Source organism: Algorimicrobium bowmanii, assembly GCF_054031195.1.
Window position 1 is genome coordinate 283,492 of the sequence record NZ_CM132929.1, and the last position, 16,464, is coordinate 299,955.

Genomic DNA, 16,464 nt, shown 5'->3' on the forward strand with positions numbered 1-16,464 from the left:
AAAACTTGCGCTAGTTTTCATTTTTATAATAATTTTCTAGAAGTTTCTGCAAATTTTTCTTGGCCCTGAACATTAACGACTCCACCGATGATACACTTTTTTGAATAATACCACTAATTTCTTGATAACTCTTACCGTCTATTTTATGTAAAGTAAAAACTATTTTTTGAGCATCTGGAAGTTGGTTAATAGCATAAAAGAGGGTTTCGCTAGTTTCTTTATTTTCCAATATAATGCCTGGATGATTCATTTCGGTAAAATAATCTGTTTTATCAATTGGCATATCATTCCCCATAATACTTTGTAAGAACCCAAAACGCTTTTTAGTATTTCTTGCTCTTATAAAGGCTAAACATTTATTAGTTGTAATTCTGTAAATCCAAGTTGACAACTTAGATTGTCCTTTAAATTTATGAATGGAATTAAAAACCTCAACAAAAACATCTTGTGCAATATCTTCTGCATCCTCTTTATTTGGGACAAAGGAAATACAGGTTGCAAATACTTTATGCTGAAAATCATCAATAAGCTTTCCGTAAGCAAATTGTTTTCCAGATTTTAATGCGTCTATAAAGTCTTGTTCTTCCAAATGGGAACTTAATTTATGGCAAATTAAATAAATTGATTTAATTTAAGCTTAGCTTCTTCATAACCTATTTGAAAAATTTCATTAACATGGGCTTTGGAAAAAATCTCATACTTCCCTAAATCTTTAGGCGCTATAAATACATCACAATCTTTAAATTTTGCTTCTGTAGCATTAACACGTGAAACTTTATAGGCACGCTCCAATACTGATTTTGTAGATGATAAATCACTAATAGACGTATCTAACAAGGAATTAAGAAAAACACCAATAATCTTATCGCAATACACCTGAAGTGGTTCAACGGGAAAATTATTAGTAACACCACCATCACACAAAAGTGAATCTCCAATTTGTAATGGCGCAAAAACCCCTGGTACAGACGATGAAGCTATAACCGGTTTTATAATAGGTCCGGAACTAAAAAAACGAGTTTTCCCTGTAATTAAATCTGTGGTTGCTACAAAAACAGGAATAATTAACTTTTCAAAATCATTATCTTTAATATGATTATCTAATAAACCTTCAATTTTAGAACCGTCTATTAATCCGGGTTTTTTAAGTGTATAATTCTGATAGGAAAATAAATCTGTATTTAGAAAAACGTCAAAAATCTCCTCCCAAGAATTCCCAGCTGCGTATAAGGTTCCTACTATAGCTCCAGCACTTGTTCCTGCAATATAATCAGGTTTAATACCGTATTCTTCCATGGCTTTTAAAACACCTATATGGGCAACACCTCTATAACCACCTCCAGACAATACAAGTCCTATTTTTTTCATTTTATTATAACCTGAAATTTATTCTAGAACTAAAATACATATTATAATTTAAAAACTCTGGTTTGTAAATTATCATAAAAGCAATTTTAAGCACCCAAAAACCAATGTATTTGAATTTAAAAACTAACAATTAAATTTTTTATTTATTTTTAACCTAACATTGTAATTATAAGATAACATTCCCTTGAAATTAAAGCGATTTAATCCTAATTCAAGAATTCAAAACATAATAACCAACCAAAACATAGTATGAAAGATTACAAAAAGCATTTAGAGAAGCCTAGAAGTAAAATTGTTAGTGGCATGATGTATTTATTACCCATGTTTGTACTTTTTATCGTTGTTGAAAAACTATGGTATAAAGTAAGCCACTTAGGCAAACTCATTGTTCACAATTTACATTTAGACGATTTTTTTGGAAAGCACTCCCTAACTATTACCACGGGTATCTTGCTACTTCTTATTTTTTATGTTTTCGGGTATCTAGCAACCTTACCGCGTTTTATGAAATTTTACAATTGGTTTGAAAGCACCTTGTTAGATATTGTACCTGGGTATAATAAATACAAAACCGACCTTGAAAATAAAATAAGTCCAAAAGCAGATAATAGAGAGCCCATATTAGTTAACACTCCTATGGGTGATAAACCAGGACTTTTAATTGATGAAAAAACTGAAAATTCGGTTGTATTTTTTCCTAGCACAACAAATGTATTGGAAGGTGAAGTATTGGTAGTTGAAAATGATAAGATTCAAAAAATAAATATCGACGCTAAATCCCTTTTTGGCATCATGAAAAAACAAGGAAAAGGCTTACCAATAGCATAAAATAGTTACAACTAACTATCAGTCCATAAATTTAGGTTGCACTTTTTGTTATCTTCATAAAAATCAAAAGCCCCGTAAACATAGTGTTTACGGGGCTTTTTTTGTGGTCCCACCTGTATTGAAATTATTAGAGTAATAAAGAGCGTTATTTACTCTGATTGCATACTTCTATTAAATCACTAGCTCAATAAAAGTATTATTCAGTATTATATCTGTAGAAAGGTTTGAGCATCGATTAACAAAATAACTAAAATACTAGAATTCTAAATCAATAATTTCAATTCCATCAACTGCCTTTAGAAATTTCACTACAGCATTAGCAAATTCTTTTTGATTTTCTTCTTCGTTGATAAATGTCCAAGCATTAGGTAGACGAGTATTCATTCTCATAACAACTGTATTGTGATGGTCATTCTTTGCTATTCCGTGATTGAAATCATAGTATTCAGGAAGTTCTTTATCTAATTGTTCCAAATTTGCTAAAGTTGAATTGAAGCGCTCTCTTGCTTTTATCGCTAATGCATCAGGTTCATTTAAGTTAGAATCAAAACTTTTATGTGGAGCTTTTATAAAATACCAACATTCATATCTAGTTTCAATACGGTAATCTTTTGCTCCTGGATGAATGGAAAAATCTAGTCTATATCTGTGCTTTGGCTTTTGTATGATGTAAGTCAAATTAGACTGAACTCTCTTTTGATTGTATTGAAGTTCAATCCCAGACTCTTTAGCTAATGCTATTAAAGATTTTGAAACTCGATTATTTAAACCTTTTAAGAAATGTGACTTGTGAATTTCTTTAGGTTTTACTTCTTCAATCGTGTCATCATAGCTAGTGACCGAGGCTACATCTATGGCATTACTCATTATATCTCCAACGGAAGAATCTTCTGAACTTCCAAGCGCTTCTTTTGCATTATCTTCTATCAGAGATTTAAGTGTATTAAGCAAACGTGAGATTTGCATAGCTCTAGTGCTCAAATAACTTTCTCTTTGACAAAGTTGATATAGAACCTGCTCCCATTCTTCATCAAAATATTCATTCTTACTAAGCTGTTCTTTTAACTCTTCATCTAACTTATCAATCTTAAAAGTATCTAGTAACTGCTCATCCCAATTTTCAAAATCAGGATAACGTTCTAAAGCACGATATATAAAAGGATAAGATATCTGTATACTAAAAACACCTATGTTTATGAGTTGCTGAAAATCGGATGGTTTGTTTTCCTGTTCCACCGCATACATTACATTCTTGACTAGCGATAAACTATTCAATAATCGTTTTATAGCTCTTGGATTAGAGCCTACTGTTTGGTGACTTATTTCAACAATAGATTTCCCTGTAGCTTCATCAATTTCTTTAGATTCAAAATAATTTATCTTTTGAAGCCCCTCTAAAATTAACTTATCAATTTTATATTGGCCAACTGGCATAGTAAAAGGTAACTGGATGATCTTTTCAAAGAATGACCTAAATTCTCTTTCATTTTGAGAAGTCTTTTTTCCAAACTTTGGTTCCAATCCTTTTACAACTACATCATAATCTATTGCTAGAATAAAAATACAATTCTCTAGGTCAAAGATATTTTTAAGTAACTCTAATATTTGTACAGCTACTGGCGGATTTATTCTGTCCAAGTCATCTATAAAAAACAAGAAGCCTTTTGTCTTTTCATCTTTATTTACACACGTATTTATTTGTTCTTGTAACTCTGCGTGTAAATCTCTTAATGAAGATTGTCCTGCGCTTTCTTCCCAAAGAGCATCTACTGCATCTCCAGCAATTCCTGCTGTCGCCATATTTGCACCAGTCTTCATAAGACTTTTTGTGGCTGACAATAAGAATCGAGAAGCTTTCTTTTTTAAAGCTTGTACATTTTGATTCTTATCTTTTTCTAAAATCGAAATAACAGAACCTATAACTCCTTGAATAATATTAGTCATCGTGGTGTATTCATCGCTTAATAATGAATACTCCCAAGTGTTTACCCATATAGCTTGAAAGTTCTCTGAACTATCACATAAGTCGTGCTTTACAGAGTTCATCAAGGATGTCTTCCCACTTCCCCATTCACCTTGAATCGCAATAGTTAAAGGAGTCTGAGCTGTATTAATAAAATTAGTTAGGCCATTCTTGTAGGCATCTATTCCAAGCTGATCTGGCAATCCTGCTTTCTTAGGAACATCTATAATGCTAGAAGTAATCATTAGGCTACTTTACGGCTTATGCGTTTTCCTTTTTTATCATAGGTCTCGGCATAGTTTCCATCTTGTACCGAAAAAGTTTCACCAGATGCTCCTAAAAAACGGTCGAAATCATTTACAAATCTTGATAAACGCTTTAGGTTTTCATCCAGTACTTCTGTGTAATTACCTTTTTGTAATATCACTATCTCACTTGAATTACCAAGAAAATCGCCTTGAAAAACGGCTCTTTTTATACGCTTTCCTTTTTCATCTAAGGTTTCAATGTAATTCCCTTTTATGCCGACACGTGCAATCATATATTTTTAATTAAATGGTTATCAGTTTTAATACGTTCACAAAATAAGAAATTTATATCGCCATTTTGTGTCGTTTTATTTTTAAATTTATATCGACATACTTTGGCGAGGTACATTTATAAATTTGAATATTAAATAAAATGGCAAATTATAAACTATTGAAACGATTGTCCTGCATAATGCATCTTGTAACGAGTAAAAGTGGTATTTCAAAAACTGAAATGATCGACAGATTATTTGCAGATTTTGATATTGACACAACCCCTCGTACACTAGAAAGGGACTTGAAAAATTTGAAAGATGATTTTGGTATTGAGATTAATTACAGCAGATCCATACGTGGTTATGTCTTAGAAGAAGACGAGCGTCAGATAAGTAGTTTTTTGAAGTTTGCTGAGTTTTCTTCCTTAGCAGAAATGTATGAAGAAGGAATTAAAGATTATAAATCTTTTAATAAATACATCATTCCAGATGATAGTTCAGATTTCACAGGGTTGCATAATATGGCTAGGATAGTTAAGGGAATTACGCTTTCGCGCAAGCTAACTTTTACAAAAGAGAATTATTACAAAGAAACTAGAAAGACATATACAGTTACTCCATTGCGTTTAAAAGAATATTTAAACAGGTGGTACTTAATTGCAGTTCCTGAAGGAGAGAACGAGATCCGAAACTTTGGTATTGATAGAATATCAGATTTAAAATTGACAGATACTCCAAGCGATTTATCTCAAGACTTTGAAGCTCAAATTAAGCTGTATGAAGATATTGTCGGTCTTAATTACAACGAATCCAAGAAAGTTGAAAAGGTAATTTTAAGTGCTGATAATAAACAATTAAAGTATTTAAGGAGTTTACCGCTTCATAAATCACAAGTTTGTATTGACGGATTAGATGGTAAATGGGGAGAAGCAATTTTTCATATTAAGTCCAACTATGAATTTGAAACGCAAGTCTTGAAAATGGCAGGAATGGTAGCTATTAAAGAACCTATATGGCTGAGAGAAAAAATGAAAAACTACATAAAACAAATGATGCATAACTATGAATAAAACTCCTAACTTATTTCAATGGGCAACTTCTGAATTGTCGCAAGATGCTTTTTTATGTTGGTTTATAGATTGGACACATCCGGCCTATAAAGGAGTTAATACTCTTCTGACTGATTCTGCGACAAACTTTATCAACCTAATGACTAATGGCGAAATCAAATCAATAGATAGTTTGACTATAAAACGTCAGTTCAAGAGTATTGATATTGTAATTGTAATTAACGACGAGCACGTAATCCTTATTGAAGATAAAGTTCATAGTAATGAACACGGTAATCAGTTATCCAGATATAAGAAACTCTTAGAGAATGAATATGCAGATAAAACAATTTACCCTATATATCTTAAGACTGGAGATCAAAGTAGATACAAAAGTGCAAACGACAATGGATATAAAATTATAAGACGAAAAGACTTATTGGATGTTTTAGAGGAAGGTATTCAATCGGGCATTGATAATAGTATTTATGTAGACTTCACAAACTTTTTAAAAAGGAGAAGAAGTTCTGTTCAAAGTTACTTGACGCTTCCTTTTGAAGATTGGCATTGGGATTCTTGGAAAGGTTTTTATCAAAATATCCAAAATGGTTTTAATGATGGGACTTGGGACTATGTACCACAAAGAAATGGTGGGTTTTTAGGTTACTGGTGGCATTGGAACTCTGGAAAGATTGATGATATCTATTTTGAATATTATCTACAACTTGAACATACTAAACTATGTATTAAAATATATGTAGAAGGAACTAAGGAGAATAAGTATCATGTAAGAAATCAATTTAGACAAAAGCTATACCCATTAGCTGAAGAGCATAAAATTGACATTCATCAAAATGGACGAATAGGAAAATGGATGACAGTAGCAGCTTTGTCAAATGAGTATAGAGTAAAGAATAGTAGCGACTTTATTGATATGAGCGCAACGATAGAAAACCTAAAAAGGATTAATAATTTAATGAACGACTTAAAATTTGACTAAGCCACGCTACCTAACTAAATCTAGATTTAAGTTGGCACTTGATTGTCCAACTAAACTGTTCTACACTAGAAAGAAAGAATATGAAGATTCTAGCGAAACCGATACATTCTTAGAAGCTCTTGCACAAGGAGGTTTTCAAGTGGAGGAATTAGCTCGTATGGAATACCCAGATGGAATCGCTATTCTTGGCGACGATTGGAATTATCAAAAACTTGCAGATAAAACAAGTGAGTTATTACACAATGAGAATGTTGTAATCTTTGAAGCAGCATTCTTATTTGAAGGTCTATTTATTAGAACTGATATACTTGTAAAGCAAGGAAATAAAATTAAATTAATTGAGGTAAAAGCTAAATCTATAGATAGCGCTCATCACGATAGTTTTATAAACTCAAGAGGTGGTTTAGGCTGGTCTGATTATTTGTATGATGTCGCATTTCAGAAATATGTAACGCAAAGATGTCATCCTGAATGGAATATTACACCATATCTTAATCTTGTAGATAAATCCAAAAAGGCTACTGTTGATGGCTTAAATCAACATTTCAAAATAGCACAAAACAGTAATTTAAGAACCGGAATAATAACAACACCTTGGCTTACTAATCAGCACATAGGTGATTCAATTCTTTGTAACATTAATGTGGATACCGAAGTGAATTTAATTCACAATGAAAATCCACTTTTTGAAGCCCAATCATTTGAAGATTGTGTTTTGTTTTTTAGAGATAGCTATAAAAATGACATCCGCTTGGACACACCTATTGGCAAGCATTGTAAAGGCTGTGAATACAGAGTTGATGATACTGACTCAGACGTTAAAAGTGGATATCACGAATGTTGGACAAATCAGTTATCGCTTTCGCGAAAGCGTATATCTGAACCTAAAAGTTATGATGTTTGGAACTTTAGAGGTAGCGGAAATTTGTTTGAACAAGGAATTGTGTTTATGGATCAAATAGAACTGGAGCATATCAATATTCAATTAGAAGCAGATGCCATAAGTAATTCCGAAAGACGCTGGTTACAAATAGAGAAGACTAAACAAACGGACAATACACCGCAGATCGAAATTGATGGGCTTCGTAAGGAAATGAGTAATTGGAAGTTTCCACTAAATTTTATTGATTTTGAAACTACTGCGGTGGCCATACCATTTACTGCAGGCAGAAAACCATACGAGCAATTAGCATTTCAATATAGCCATCACATTGTTTTTGAAGACGGTACTATTGAGCATTATTCAGAACACCTTGACACAAAAATCGGTCATTTCCCAAATTTCGATTTTGTGAGAGCTTTGAGAGATTCTTTATCTAAAAACGAAGGTTCAATATTTAGATACCACAATCACGAAAACACGATACTTAATAAAATCTATGGACAGTTACTAGAATCATCAGAGGACGATAAAGACGCTCTTATTTCATTCATTGAATCTATTAGTCATAACACAGGAAGCTCCGCAACTACTTGGTCTGGACCAAGAGATATGATTGACCTCTTCCAAGTAGTGAAAAATTATTATTTCCATCCAGAAATGAATGGAAGCTTATCTATAAAAGCAGTGCTTCCAGCAGTCTTAAATACTAGTGAAGTGATAAAGAGAAAATATGTAAAACCAATAAGTGATATCAACCTAACCTCTAAAAACTTCCCACAAGAATATGTATTTCTTCAGTTTGAAGATGGAAAAGCGATTAGTCCATATAAGGCATTACCATCTGTTTATGAAAACTGGTCACAAGAACAATTAGATAGTGCATTAGCAAACATAGGAGACATTGCAGATGGAGGAACGGCTCTAACAGCATACGCAAAATTGCAGTTTGAAGATGTGACAGAAGAGGAACGTGATGCACTTGAAAGTGCGCTACTTAGATATTGTGAGCTAGACACGCTTGCTATGGTAATGATTTATGAGCATTTTAAAGAATTAATAACTTAATTACTCTAAAAAGAATATTCTGACAAGAAAAATAAAAATAGACCTTTAATATTATTACAAATTAGATAACTTAGCAAAGGTTAAGATTAAAAAAAACTTTTAATTGAAAAAAGAAATCACATATTTAGACTCCGCCTCAACTACAAAAGTAGACCCTAGGGTCTTGAATGATATGCTTCCATATTTTTCAGAATATTATGGAAACGCTTCAAGTAACCATAGTTTTGGCAAAGGAGCTAAAGACGCAATAGAAAAAGCTAGAGCTCAAGTTGCAGATATTATCAACTGTAGTAGTAATGAAATCGTCTTCACATCTGGCGCTACAGAATCAATAAACTTAGCATTAAAAGGCTATGTTGAATCTAATCCAAACAAAGGGAATCATATTATAACAGTAAAGACTGAACACAAGGCGGTACTATCTACTTGCGAGTATTTAGAAACAAAGGGCTATGAAGTAACATACTTAGATGTTGATAAAAATGGACTCATTACAATAGATCAATTGAGGGATTCCGTAAAAGAAAACACTTTACTTATTGTAATTATGCATGTAAATAATGAAACAGGCGTTATCCAACCGATTAGAGAAATAGGTGAATTTACGAGAGAAAATAATATTGCCTTTTTCTGTGATGCTACTCAAGCTGTAGGAAAGATAAAGGTAGATGTTCAAAAAGACGGTATAGATCTACTTTGTTTTTCTGGACATAAGTTAAACGGGCCAAAAGGTATAGGTGTGCTTTATGTAAGAAATCGTATTGAAATAACACCGTTAATTCACGGTGGAGGACAAGAAAAAGGATTAAGATCAGGCACATATAATTCACCTTTAATAGTAGGTCTAGGAAAAGCCTGTGAAATATCTGAAAAAGAAATGAATGATGTAGTTTTAAAAATAAAAGAATTAAATGATTATTTAATAACGGTTGTTAGTGAAATTACTGAATTTAGTCCTGTATCAAAAAGACATTTAAGGGTTCCAAATATTATAAATTTAATCATACCTAACCTGGAATCTGATATCTTTATAGGAAGTCAGAAATATATCGCAATTAGTAATGGTTCTGCTTGTAATTCAGAGTTATTAGAAGAGTCTCATGTTTTGAAGGCTATTGAACCCGAAAATTTCAACAAAAATAATTCAATAAGAGTGTCGTTTGATAAATTTTCTTCAAAACACGATATTGATGTTTTTTGTTCAATTTTAAAAAATCATCTAAAATTAAAACATGCTTAAAAAAGTAACATGGGCAGAAGACAGAGATTATAAAACTGGAAGTGATGACGAACCTTTACAGTTTTATCTAGATGCCTTGTGCAACAGTATGACTTTTGATTTACTATTAGGTTATTTTAGTTCTTCTGCAATAAACTTATTATCATTAGGTTTTGCTAATTTCATATACTCTGGAGGAAAAATGAGAGCTGTTATTAATAATGTACTTTCAGAAGAAGATAAAACAGCAATTGTTAATGGACAAAACAAAGAATCTTTTTCTACTGTATTTAACTTCGAAAATATAAAAAGCTTACATCAATCTTTAGATGTTTATGGTAAACATTTCTTTGAATGCTTCGCTTGGTTGATTTCTAATAATAAAATAGAAATTAAAATTATAAAACCTAAGGGAGGTAAAGGAATATCTCATTATAAATCAGGTGTTTTTTCGGATGGAGAAAATAGTGTGAGTTATAAGTCTTCTTGTAATTTTACTTATTATGGTTTTGTTGAAAATTTAGAAGAGCTACAGTGTCGATTATCTTGGGATGACCCAAGGTCAAAAAGGTCTGTTGAGAAGCAGATGGAAGATTTTGAAGATATATTTTTAGAAAATGCTGAGAATGTACAATATCTGAATGTTGACGAAATAGAGTCTGTTATCAAGAATGAATTTGGGGATAAAAGCATACAAGAATTGTTAGTTCAGGAGAAAGAACTAATAAGTTTAAAAAATAAAGTTTTAAAAAACCCGAAAATTAAGCAATCAATTAATTCTGCTCTTGAGAAGATTGAGGGATTTGAGAAAAAAGAAATGGAACCACATTTCCCACGTTTTGACAACAAAATATGTGAGCCTAGACAATATCAAAAAGATGCATACTTAAAATGGCTTAAAAACAATAGAAAAGGTCTCTTTGCAATGGCTACTGGTACAGGCAAAACTATTACGTCGTTAAATTGTGTTTTAAATGATTATAAAGAAAATAATTATTATAAATTCATTGTTTTAGTTCCTACAACTGCTTTAGCAAAACAATGGATTAATGAAACAAAGCATAAATTCAATTTTCAAGATACTATTGTTTGCTGTAGTATTAACAATAATTGGAAAAATGAACTTAAAAGTATAGGAAAAAACATTGTCTTCCAACGAGAGAGTAATTATGCTATAGTAACAACTTACGCTACTTTTAAAGGCAATAATTTTCAAACAATATTCAAAGATTTATTTTCAAATGAGTTTGATAGAATAACTATTATCGCCGATGAAGCTCATACTATGGGGTCGCAAGGTTTCTTAAAGGTTTTACCTAACTATTTACAAAAACGCATTGGCTTATCTGCTACCCCCGAAAGGCAGTTTGATGATGTTGGTAATACAAACCTAAATGAATATTTTTCTGTTTCTGAAGAAGAATACACCTATGAGTATAATATGAAAACTGCTATAGAAAATAAAATACTCTGCAAATATTATTATCACCCTAAAATAGTCAGCTTAGAACAAGGTGAACAGGATGAATATTTAAAAATCTCTAAAGAATTATCTAAGTTTATAGATCCTGAAACAGGTATATATCGTGAATCCGATTATGTAAACAATTTATTAATTAGGAGAAAAAACATAATACATAAAGCATCAAGAAAAGTAAATCAATTAGTATCCATTATAGAAGAAATAGGTAAAGAGAATTTTAAAAACGCCTTTATTTATGTACCTGAAGGTATAGAGGTCGATTATGTTGAAAATGATGACTCAGACGTAAATATAGAAAATGATAATGGTAGATTAATAGATCAATATATTTCTGTCTTGCATGATAGATTTTGTTTAAGAATGGCAAAATTTACAGGTGAAACTAAAAATAGAGATCAAATATTTGAACAGTTCAAATCTGAAAAACTAGATGCATTATTAGCTATGAAATGTTTAGATGAAGGAGTAGATATACCTCAAACTAAATATGCGATTTTTTGTTCATCAACAGGAAACCCTAGACAATATGTACAAAGACGCGGGCGGGTTCTTCGGAATTTTAAAGGGAAAGAATCTGCCATAATTTATGATTTAATCGTCAAACCAATTACAGACCACACTAATACAGATGAAAAACTTTCTAAAATTGAAAAAAACATTTTTATCTCAGAATTAAAACGCTTAGTAAATTTCGCCGTTTTGAGTGAAAACAAAGATTCTTGCTTAAAAAAGCTAGAAAACATGTGCTATGATCTTGATATAGATATATATGAATTAGCAAATAAGGAACTTGAAAATTATAAATAATATGAAATCATTAAACGACTCACTAAGAGAAGAATTTAATAAGATTCTAAAAGAAGATGGATTTCCAGAGAAAGTAGAATTAAGCAAATTAGATTCAACCATTTTAAATAAAGCATTTGATGTTTTATTAAAATTTAAATCTAGCCCAGATTTAAAAGAAAAGGCAAGAGGTGAATTTGAAAATTATTTAATTAACCATCTTAAAACAAACAATTAAGTATGATAATCAACAAAGTAGAGATAGATAACTTTTTTTGTTATGTGAAACATAATGAATTTATTTTTGAAGAAGGTCTTAATATTGTTTCTGCAAAAAATTCTGGAGGAAAATCTCATTTATTTAATGCTTTCCATTGGACGTTTTTTAACAACGTGTACGTTGATAAAGAAGATGACACAACAAAAAAAGAATGGAAATCAGCAGATAGAATAATAACATTGCCTGATCATATTGTTTCTGAGTCTAAAATTGATGATTTAAATAAAACATCAATTAAAATTACATTAACCGCCGAATTTCATGAAAATGAAGAGATAAAAGGAGAACTTGTAGAATATCATTTTGAAAAGGAAGTTTTTTATAGAAAGGGAGTTGAAGATATTATTCCAACATCAAAACCAGAATTACAAATTTGGTATGTAAAAGATGGAGAAACTAAATACTTAGATAAAGGAGAACATAAGTGGTTTTTAGATAAAATTTTCCCTGTTAGTATTAGAAAATTCATGTGGTTTCAAGGTGAAACTGTTGATGACTTATACGATTTTAGTAACCCTTCAACTTTAAATTATGCCATAAAGGAAATCTCTTATTTTCCTATTTATGAAAATCTAGTAAACATTACAAAAGCATCAGGGTCTAGTATCGGAAAAAAAATTGATAAAGAATTAAATAAAATCAAAAAGTTTACTGCGGAACAACAAAGTATCATTTTTAATATTGATAACTTAAAAAGAAAACTTGACTCTTTTGAAGATAAAACTATAGACGCTCAAAAGGAGTTATTAGATTTAACAGACTCTATATCTAAAGAAGAAGATAAATTAAAAGGGCTTGATAAGTATTCGGAGTTAAAGGCAAATTTGAATAAATTAGAATATGATATAAAAACGGTTAATGATAAGATAGATTTTTTATCTGTACAAAATAAAGAGAAATTTATTTCGAAATGGATGCTTAATAAGTGTGATGATTTGATTAAAGACTCATCTAAAAACCTTAATGTTTTAAGTAAGGATATAAAATCTTTTCAGAAATCAGAAAACCCAGTGCCAATTACATTGCCTGGCCCCGAATATGTACAAAAAATGTTAGATGATAATATTTGTTATATATGTGAAAGAGCAGTTGAAGAAGATACAGCTCCGTATCATGCTCTTGAGTCACGCATGGAAGATTTTAAAAATAATCAAATCCAAAAAGTTTTATCTGATAATTTTACAGAACTTAATAGGTTTAAAAGAAATTTATTAAATGAACTTCCTGGTATTTCAACTGAAGTAAAAGAAAATGATAATGAAATAGAAAAACTTATTAGTAAAAGGAAAAAATTATTAAGTCGTAGAGAAAACCTATTTTCTGAGTCTGGAATTGAAAACCCTTCTGAAATTACTATTGGTTCAACAAACGCCCAACAAGTATTGAATAAAATTAGAAGTTTAAATACAAGTAAAGCTAGTGCAGAAAGAAGAATTTTGATGTATAAGAATGATAAAGAGTCTGAAGAAAGAAACCTTCGTGAGTTATTAGAGCGTAAAGCAAAAATAATGGGTATTGATGATTCTATTGAGATAACAGAGGTGCAAGCAAAAAAATATATTGACACTATTAATGCAGCATTGATTAAATTGAAAGATGAAGCTTTAGATCAATTAATGAAGGAGATAAACGAAGAAAGCAACTCACTATATTCAAGATATTTAGGAGGGAATCCGCAAGGAGAGATAGAGATAGACAAAGGTGTTAGAATAATTGATAAACAAACAAAAAAACCACTTACAAATTTAAATACTGCCGAACTTACAGCCCAAAAACTAGCAGTAGCAAATGCTTTTCTATCTTTAAGTGAAAAGAAAATGAATCGTTCGTTTCCGCTACTAGCGGATGCTCCAACTTCTCAATTTGATGATGAAAACACTCTTTTTCTAACTGAAAATTTATCAGATTCTTTTGGTCAAATTATTATTATGTCTAAAGATTATAATAAACTTAAAGGAGATGAAAGAGCTGGATTTATTACAAAAGCAAAGATTAGTAAATACTACGAGTTAAAAAATGATCTTATAGATAAGCAAGGGCTAGATTCTCGTATTAACAAAAAAACTTATATCAATACAATTAAATAATGGAAAAACTATTTGTAGAAATCAACAAGAGAAATGTTCATTATGGTAGTAATGTTGAGCAGATTAGAGATATGTTTGCCCGTAAGCAAGAATCTTTAAGTAAAAAAGATGATAAGTTCTTTTCTAAATACTGGCAGGTGTATGCATGGGCTGCAATTATTGGCTTTATAAACGATAAAAGAGAAGAAGGCGCTAGTTTACCTAATCAATCCTCGTTTCAATACCAAATGATTACTAATGGATCTGATTCAATAGCACACGCTTTACTACTAATGGCGATAGGAAAAATCGATGCTGAAAAATCAGAAGATTTTCTAAAATCTCGTAAAATATTAACAATAATTAGTGAATATGCTGAAGGAGGAGCAAAACACATATTAGAAATTCGTCAAACACCTGGATACGAGAGGAAATTTGATAGTCCTGATGATTTTTTAATAGAGATTGTAAAAAGATAAATTAATATGAAAGAATTTGTAGATAATCTAAAAAGAGATAAAGCAAGAGGAGACTTAGCTCCTCATCAAATTATATTATTACTTTCTTTGCACAAGTTGTACTCAGAAAACAAATCTAATACATTTGAAATAGATGATTTAATGGACGCTTTTAACTTGACATGGAAAGAACATCAAAAGAGTTTTAAAACTAAAAACTGTAATCTAGGAATGCCTTTAAAGGTCTTTGTTAATAAAGAATATCTTGAAATTGACATTAATGAGGAAATCAATGATTTTAGGAGTAAAACTGAACTCAGAACTAAAATAACGTCAATAATAATTAGCCAATTATTATTGACGTTATTAAAAAAAACTGAGTTTTATAATTATTTAAAAACAAGAATTAGCTCATAATATAATAACTGCATATTTTTTAGTTTAATAAATGGAAGTCTACAAGTGTGTTTTTAAGAAAGTTTTTTTAACTTGTCTAACCTTCTTATCCTAAAAGTGTTTTTTTCTCTATTCGCTTAAATAAAGGTATTATATCATCGACTTGTTTATACCGTTGTTGCTTACTATGGCTTAACATTGTTTTTAATATTGGAAAAACCTCTCTAAATTCACGATTAAAATCAGATAAGCGCACTGCCCCTATAGGTGCATTATGTTGAAAAATATACCAAAATAATTTACCTAATTGAAAAATATCAGATTGATTATCAATCTCACAGTCAAACCCTGAAATAAACCTCCTGTTTTCAGTCAAGTACTTATTCATTGCTTCTGGAGAAATCCAGCCTCGTGGCCCTATGAACTCTGCCGCTCTATCTAACTCATGGTCTAAAGGCCTTCCTACAACTAAGCCTAAATCTCCCAATTTCCATTTGCCATTAACCATAAAAATATTATCAGGTTTGATATCTCTATGATAAATTTTATGATAATCCAATTCCTTAATTCCTTCTAGTATTTCTTTACAAAACTTTATCTTAGTACTAAAATCAATACTTTGGTGATTAAGTTCTATAAAATCCTTTAAATCACTCTCTGCAAACTCCATGGTGTAAAAAAGATAAAATTTATTATCTATCAAACATTCACCACTCTCATAAATCTCAATTATGTTCTGTGAAATTGTATCCTTGCATATAACTAAGGCTTGGATTTCATTTAAAAATCTTTTATGAATTTTCCTAAAAGACGAGCCTCTACTATTCTTTTTAAAATTGAATTTTAAAATTTTCAAAATCGAATCTGGTTTTATACTATCTAAATCAGCATAATCCTCCTCACTTTGAATTTCAACATCTGAATAGAGCTTCAATATTATTGAATTCCCTCCTTTATTTCCTTCTTCACTAAGCTTTTTAAAAATATAATCAACTTTATTTATACTTATTAAATTATTTTGTGGCTGAGAATAATCTATATTATCAATTTTATTATCATATGATAACTTTATGAAATCTGGAAAATTAAAATTCATA

15 protein-coding genes are annotated in these 16,464 nt (G+C 30.6%); 10 read left to right on the forward strand and 5 right to left on the reverse strand.

Annotated features, from left to right (window positions below):
• Positions 1–10 precede the first annotated feature (10 nt).
• Complete coding sequence (locus ACW5R3_RS01230; RefSeq protein WP_456577806.1) at positions 11–589, reverse strand: RNA polymerase sigma factor; 579 nt, start codon at positions 587–589, stop codon at positions 11–13.
• Positions 590–612: 23 nt separating this feature from the next.
• Positions 613–1,368 (reverse strand): patatin-like phospholipase family protein, encoded by a 756-nt coding sequence (locus ACW5R3_RS01235; protein ID WP_456577807.1) that lies wholly within the window; start codon positions 1,366–1,368, stop codon positions 613–615.
• A 249-nt stretch (positions 1,369–1,617) separates the two neighbouring features.
• On the opposite strand from ACW5R3_RS01235, the gene ACW5R3_RS01240 reads away from it, so the two are divergent.
• Positions 1,618–2,196 (forward strand): hypothetical protein, encoded by a 579-nt coding sequence (locus tag ACW5R3_RS01240; RefSeq protein WP_456577808.1) that lies wholly within the window; start codon positions 1,618–1,620, stop codon positions 2,194–2,196.
• A 255-nt stretch (positions 2,197–2,451) separates the two neighbouring features.
• Here ACW5R3_RS01240 and ACW5R3_RS01245 read toward each other — a convergent pair whose 3' ends face one another.
• Both ACW5R3_RS01245 and ACW5R3_RS01250 read right to left on the reverse strand, forming a co-directional pair.
• A complete protein-coding gene (locus ACW5R3_RS01245) occupies positions 2,452–4,404 on the reverse strand; it encodes a KAP family P-loop NTPase fold protein (RefSeq protein ID WP_456577809.1) in 1,953 nt (650 codons plus the stop codon).
• On the reverse strand, positions 4,404–4,700 hold the full coding sequence (locus ACW5R3_RS01250) for a hypothetical protein (RefSeq protein WP_456577810.1): 297 nt from the start codon (positions 4,698–4,700) through the stop codon (positions 4,404–4,406). Before ACW5R3_RS01250 ends, ACW5R3_RS01245 begins: the two co-directional genes overlap by 1 nt.
• Positions 4,701–4,840: 140 nt before the next feature.
• Here ACW5R3_RS01250 and ACW5R3_RS01255 point away from each other — a divergent pair, with 140 nt between their 5' ends.
• The 9 genes from ACW5R3_RS01255 (at position 4,841) to ACW5R3_RS01295 (ending at position 15,388) form a co-directional block, all read left to right on the forward strand.
• The gene (locus ACW5R3_RS01255) at positions 4,841–5,752 is read left to right on the forward strand and encodes a helix-turn-helix transcriptional regulator (protein WP_456577811.1); all 912 of its coding nucleotides are present in this window, start codon (positions 4,841–4,843) and stop codon (positions 5,750–5,752) included.
• Positions 5,753–5,891: 139 nt separating this feature from the next.
• A complete protein-coding gene (locus tag ACW5R3_RS01260) occupies positions 5,892–6,731 on the forward strand; it encodes a PD-(D/E)XK nuclease family protein (protein WP_456577812.1) in 840 nt (279 codons plus the stop codon).
• Positions 6,724–8,679: a DUF2779 domain-containing protein gene (locus ACW5R3_RS01265; protein ID WP_456577813.1), complete on the forward strand. Its 1,956-nt coding sequence runs from the start codon at positions 6,724–6,726 to the stop codon at positions 8,677–8,679. Before ACW5R3_RS01260 ends, ACW5R3_RS01265 begins: the two co-directional genes overlap by 8 nt.
• A gap of 103 nt (positions 8,680–8,782) precedes the next feature.
• The gene (locus ACW5R3_RS01270) at positions 8,783–9,919 is read left to right on the forward strand and encodes a cysteine desulfurase family protein (RefSeq protein ID WP_456577814.1); all 1,137 of its coding nucleotides are present in this window, start codon (positions 8,783–8,785) and stop codon (positions 9,917–9,919) included.
• Positions 9,912–12,188, forward strand: coding sequence for a DEAD/DEAH box helicase family protein (locus ACW5R3_RS01275; RefSeq protein WP_456577815.1), 2,277 nt, complete (start codon positions 9,912–9,914; stop codon positions 12,186–12,188). Before ACW5R3_RS01270 ends, ACW5R3_RS01275 begins: the two co-directional genes overlap by 8 nt.
• A gap of 1 nt (position 12,189) precedes the next feature.
• Entirely contained in the window at positions 12,190–12,405 is a 216-nt protein-coding gene (locus ACW5R3_RS01280; protein ID WP_282148391.1) for a hypothetical protein, read from the forward strand.
• A gap of 2 nt (positions 12,406–12,407) precedes the next feature.
• Entirely contained in the window at positions 12,408–14,534 is a 2,127-nt protein-coding gene (locus tag ACW5R3_RS01285; RefSeq protein WP_342862658.1) for a hypothetical protein, read from the forward strand.
• Positions 14,534–14,992, forward strand: coding sequence for a hypothetical protein (locus ACW5R3_RS01290; RefSeq protein WP_342862657.1), 459 nt, complete (start codon positions 14,534–14,536; stop codon positions 14,990–14,992). The genes ACW5R3_RS01285 and ACW5R3_RS01290 overlap by 1 nt, the downstream gene beginning before the upstream one ends.
• Before the next feature lie 6 nt (positions 14,993–14,998).
• Complete coding sequence (locus ACW5R3_RS01295) at positions 14,999–15,388, forward strand: hypothetical protein (RefSeq protein WP_456577816.1); 390 nt, start codon at positions 14,999–15,001, stop codon at positions 15,386–15,388.
• An 85-nt stretch (positions 15,389–15,473) separates the two neighbouring features.
• On the opposite strand, the gene ACW5R3_RS01300 is transcribed toward ACW5R3_RS01295, so the two are convergent.
• On the reverse strand, positions 15,474–16,463 hold the full coding sequence (locus ACW5R3_RS01300; RefSeq protein WP_456577817.1) for a protein kinase domain-containing protein: 990 nt from the start codon (positions 16,461–16,463) through the stop codon (positions 15,474–15,476).
• Position 16,464: the final 1 nt, after the last annotated feature.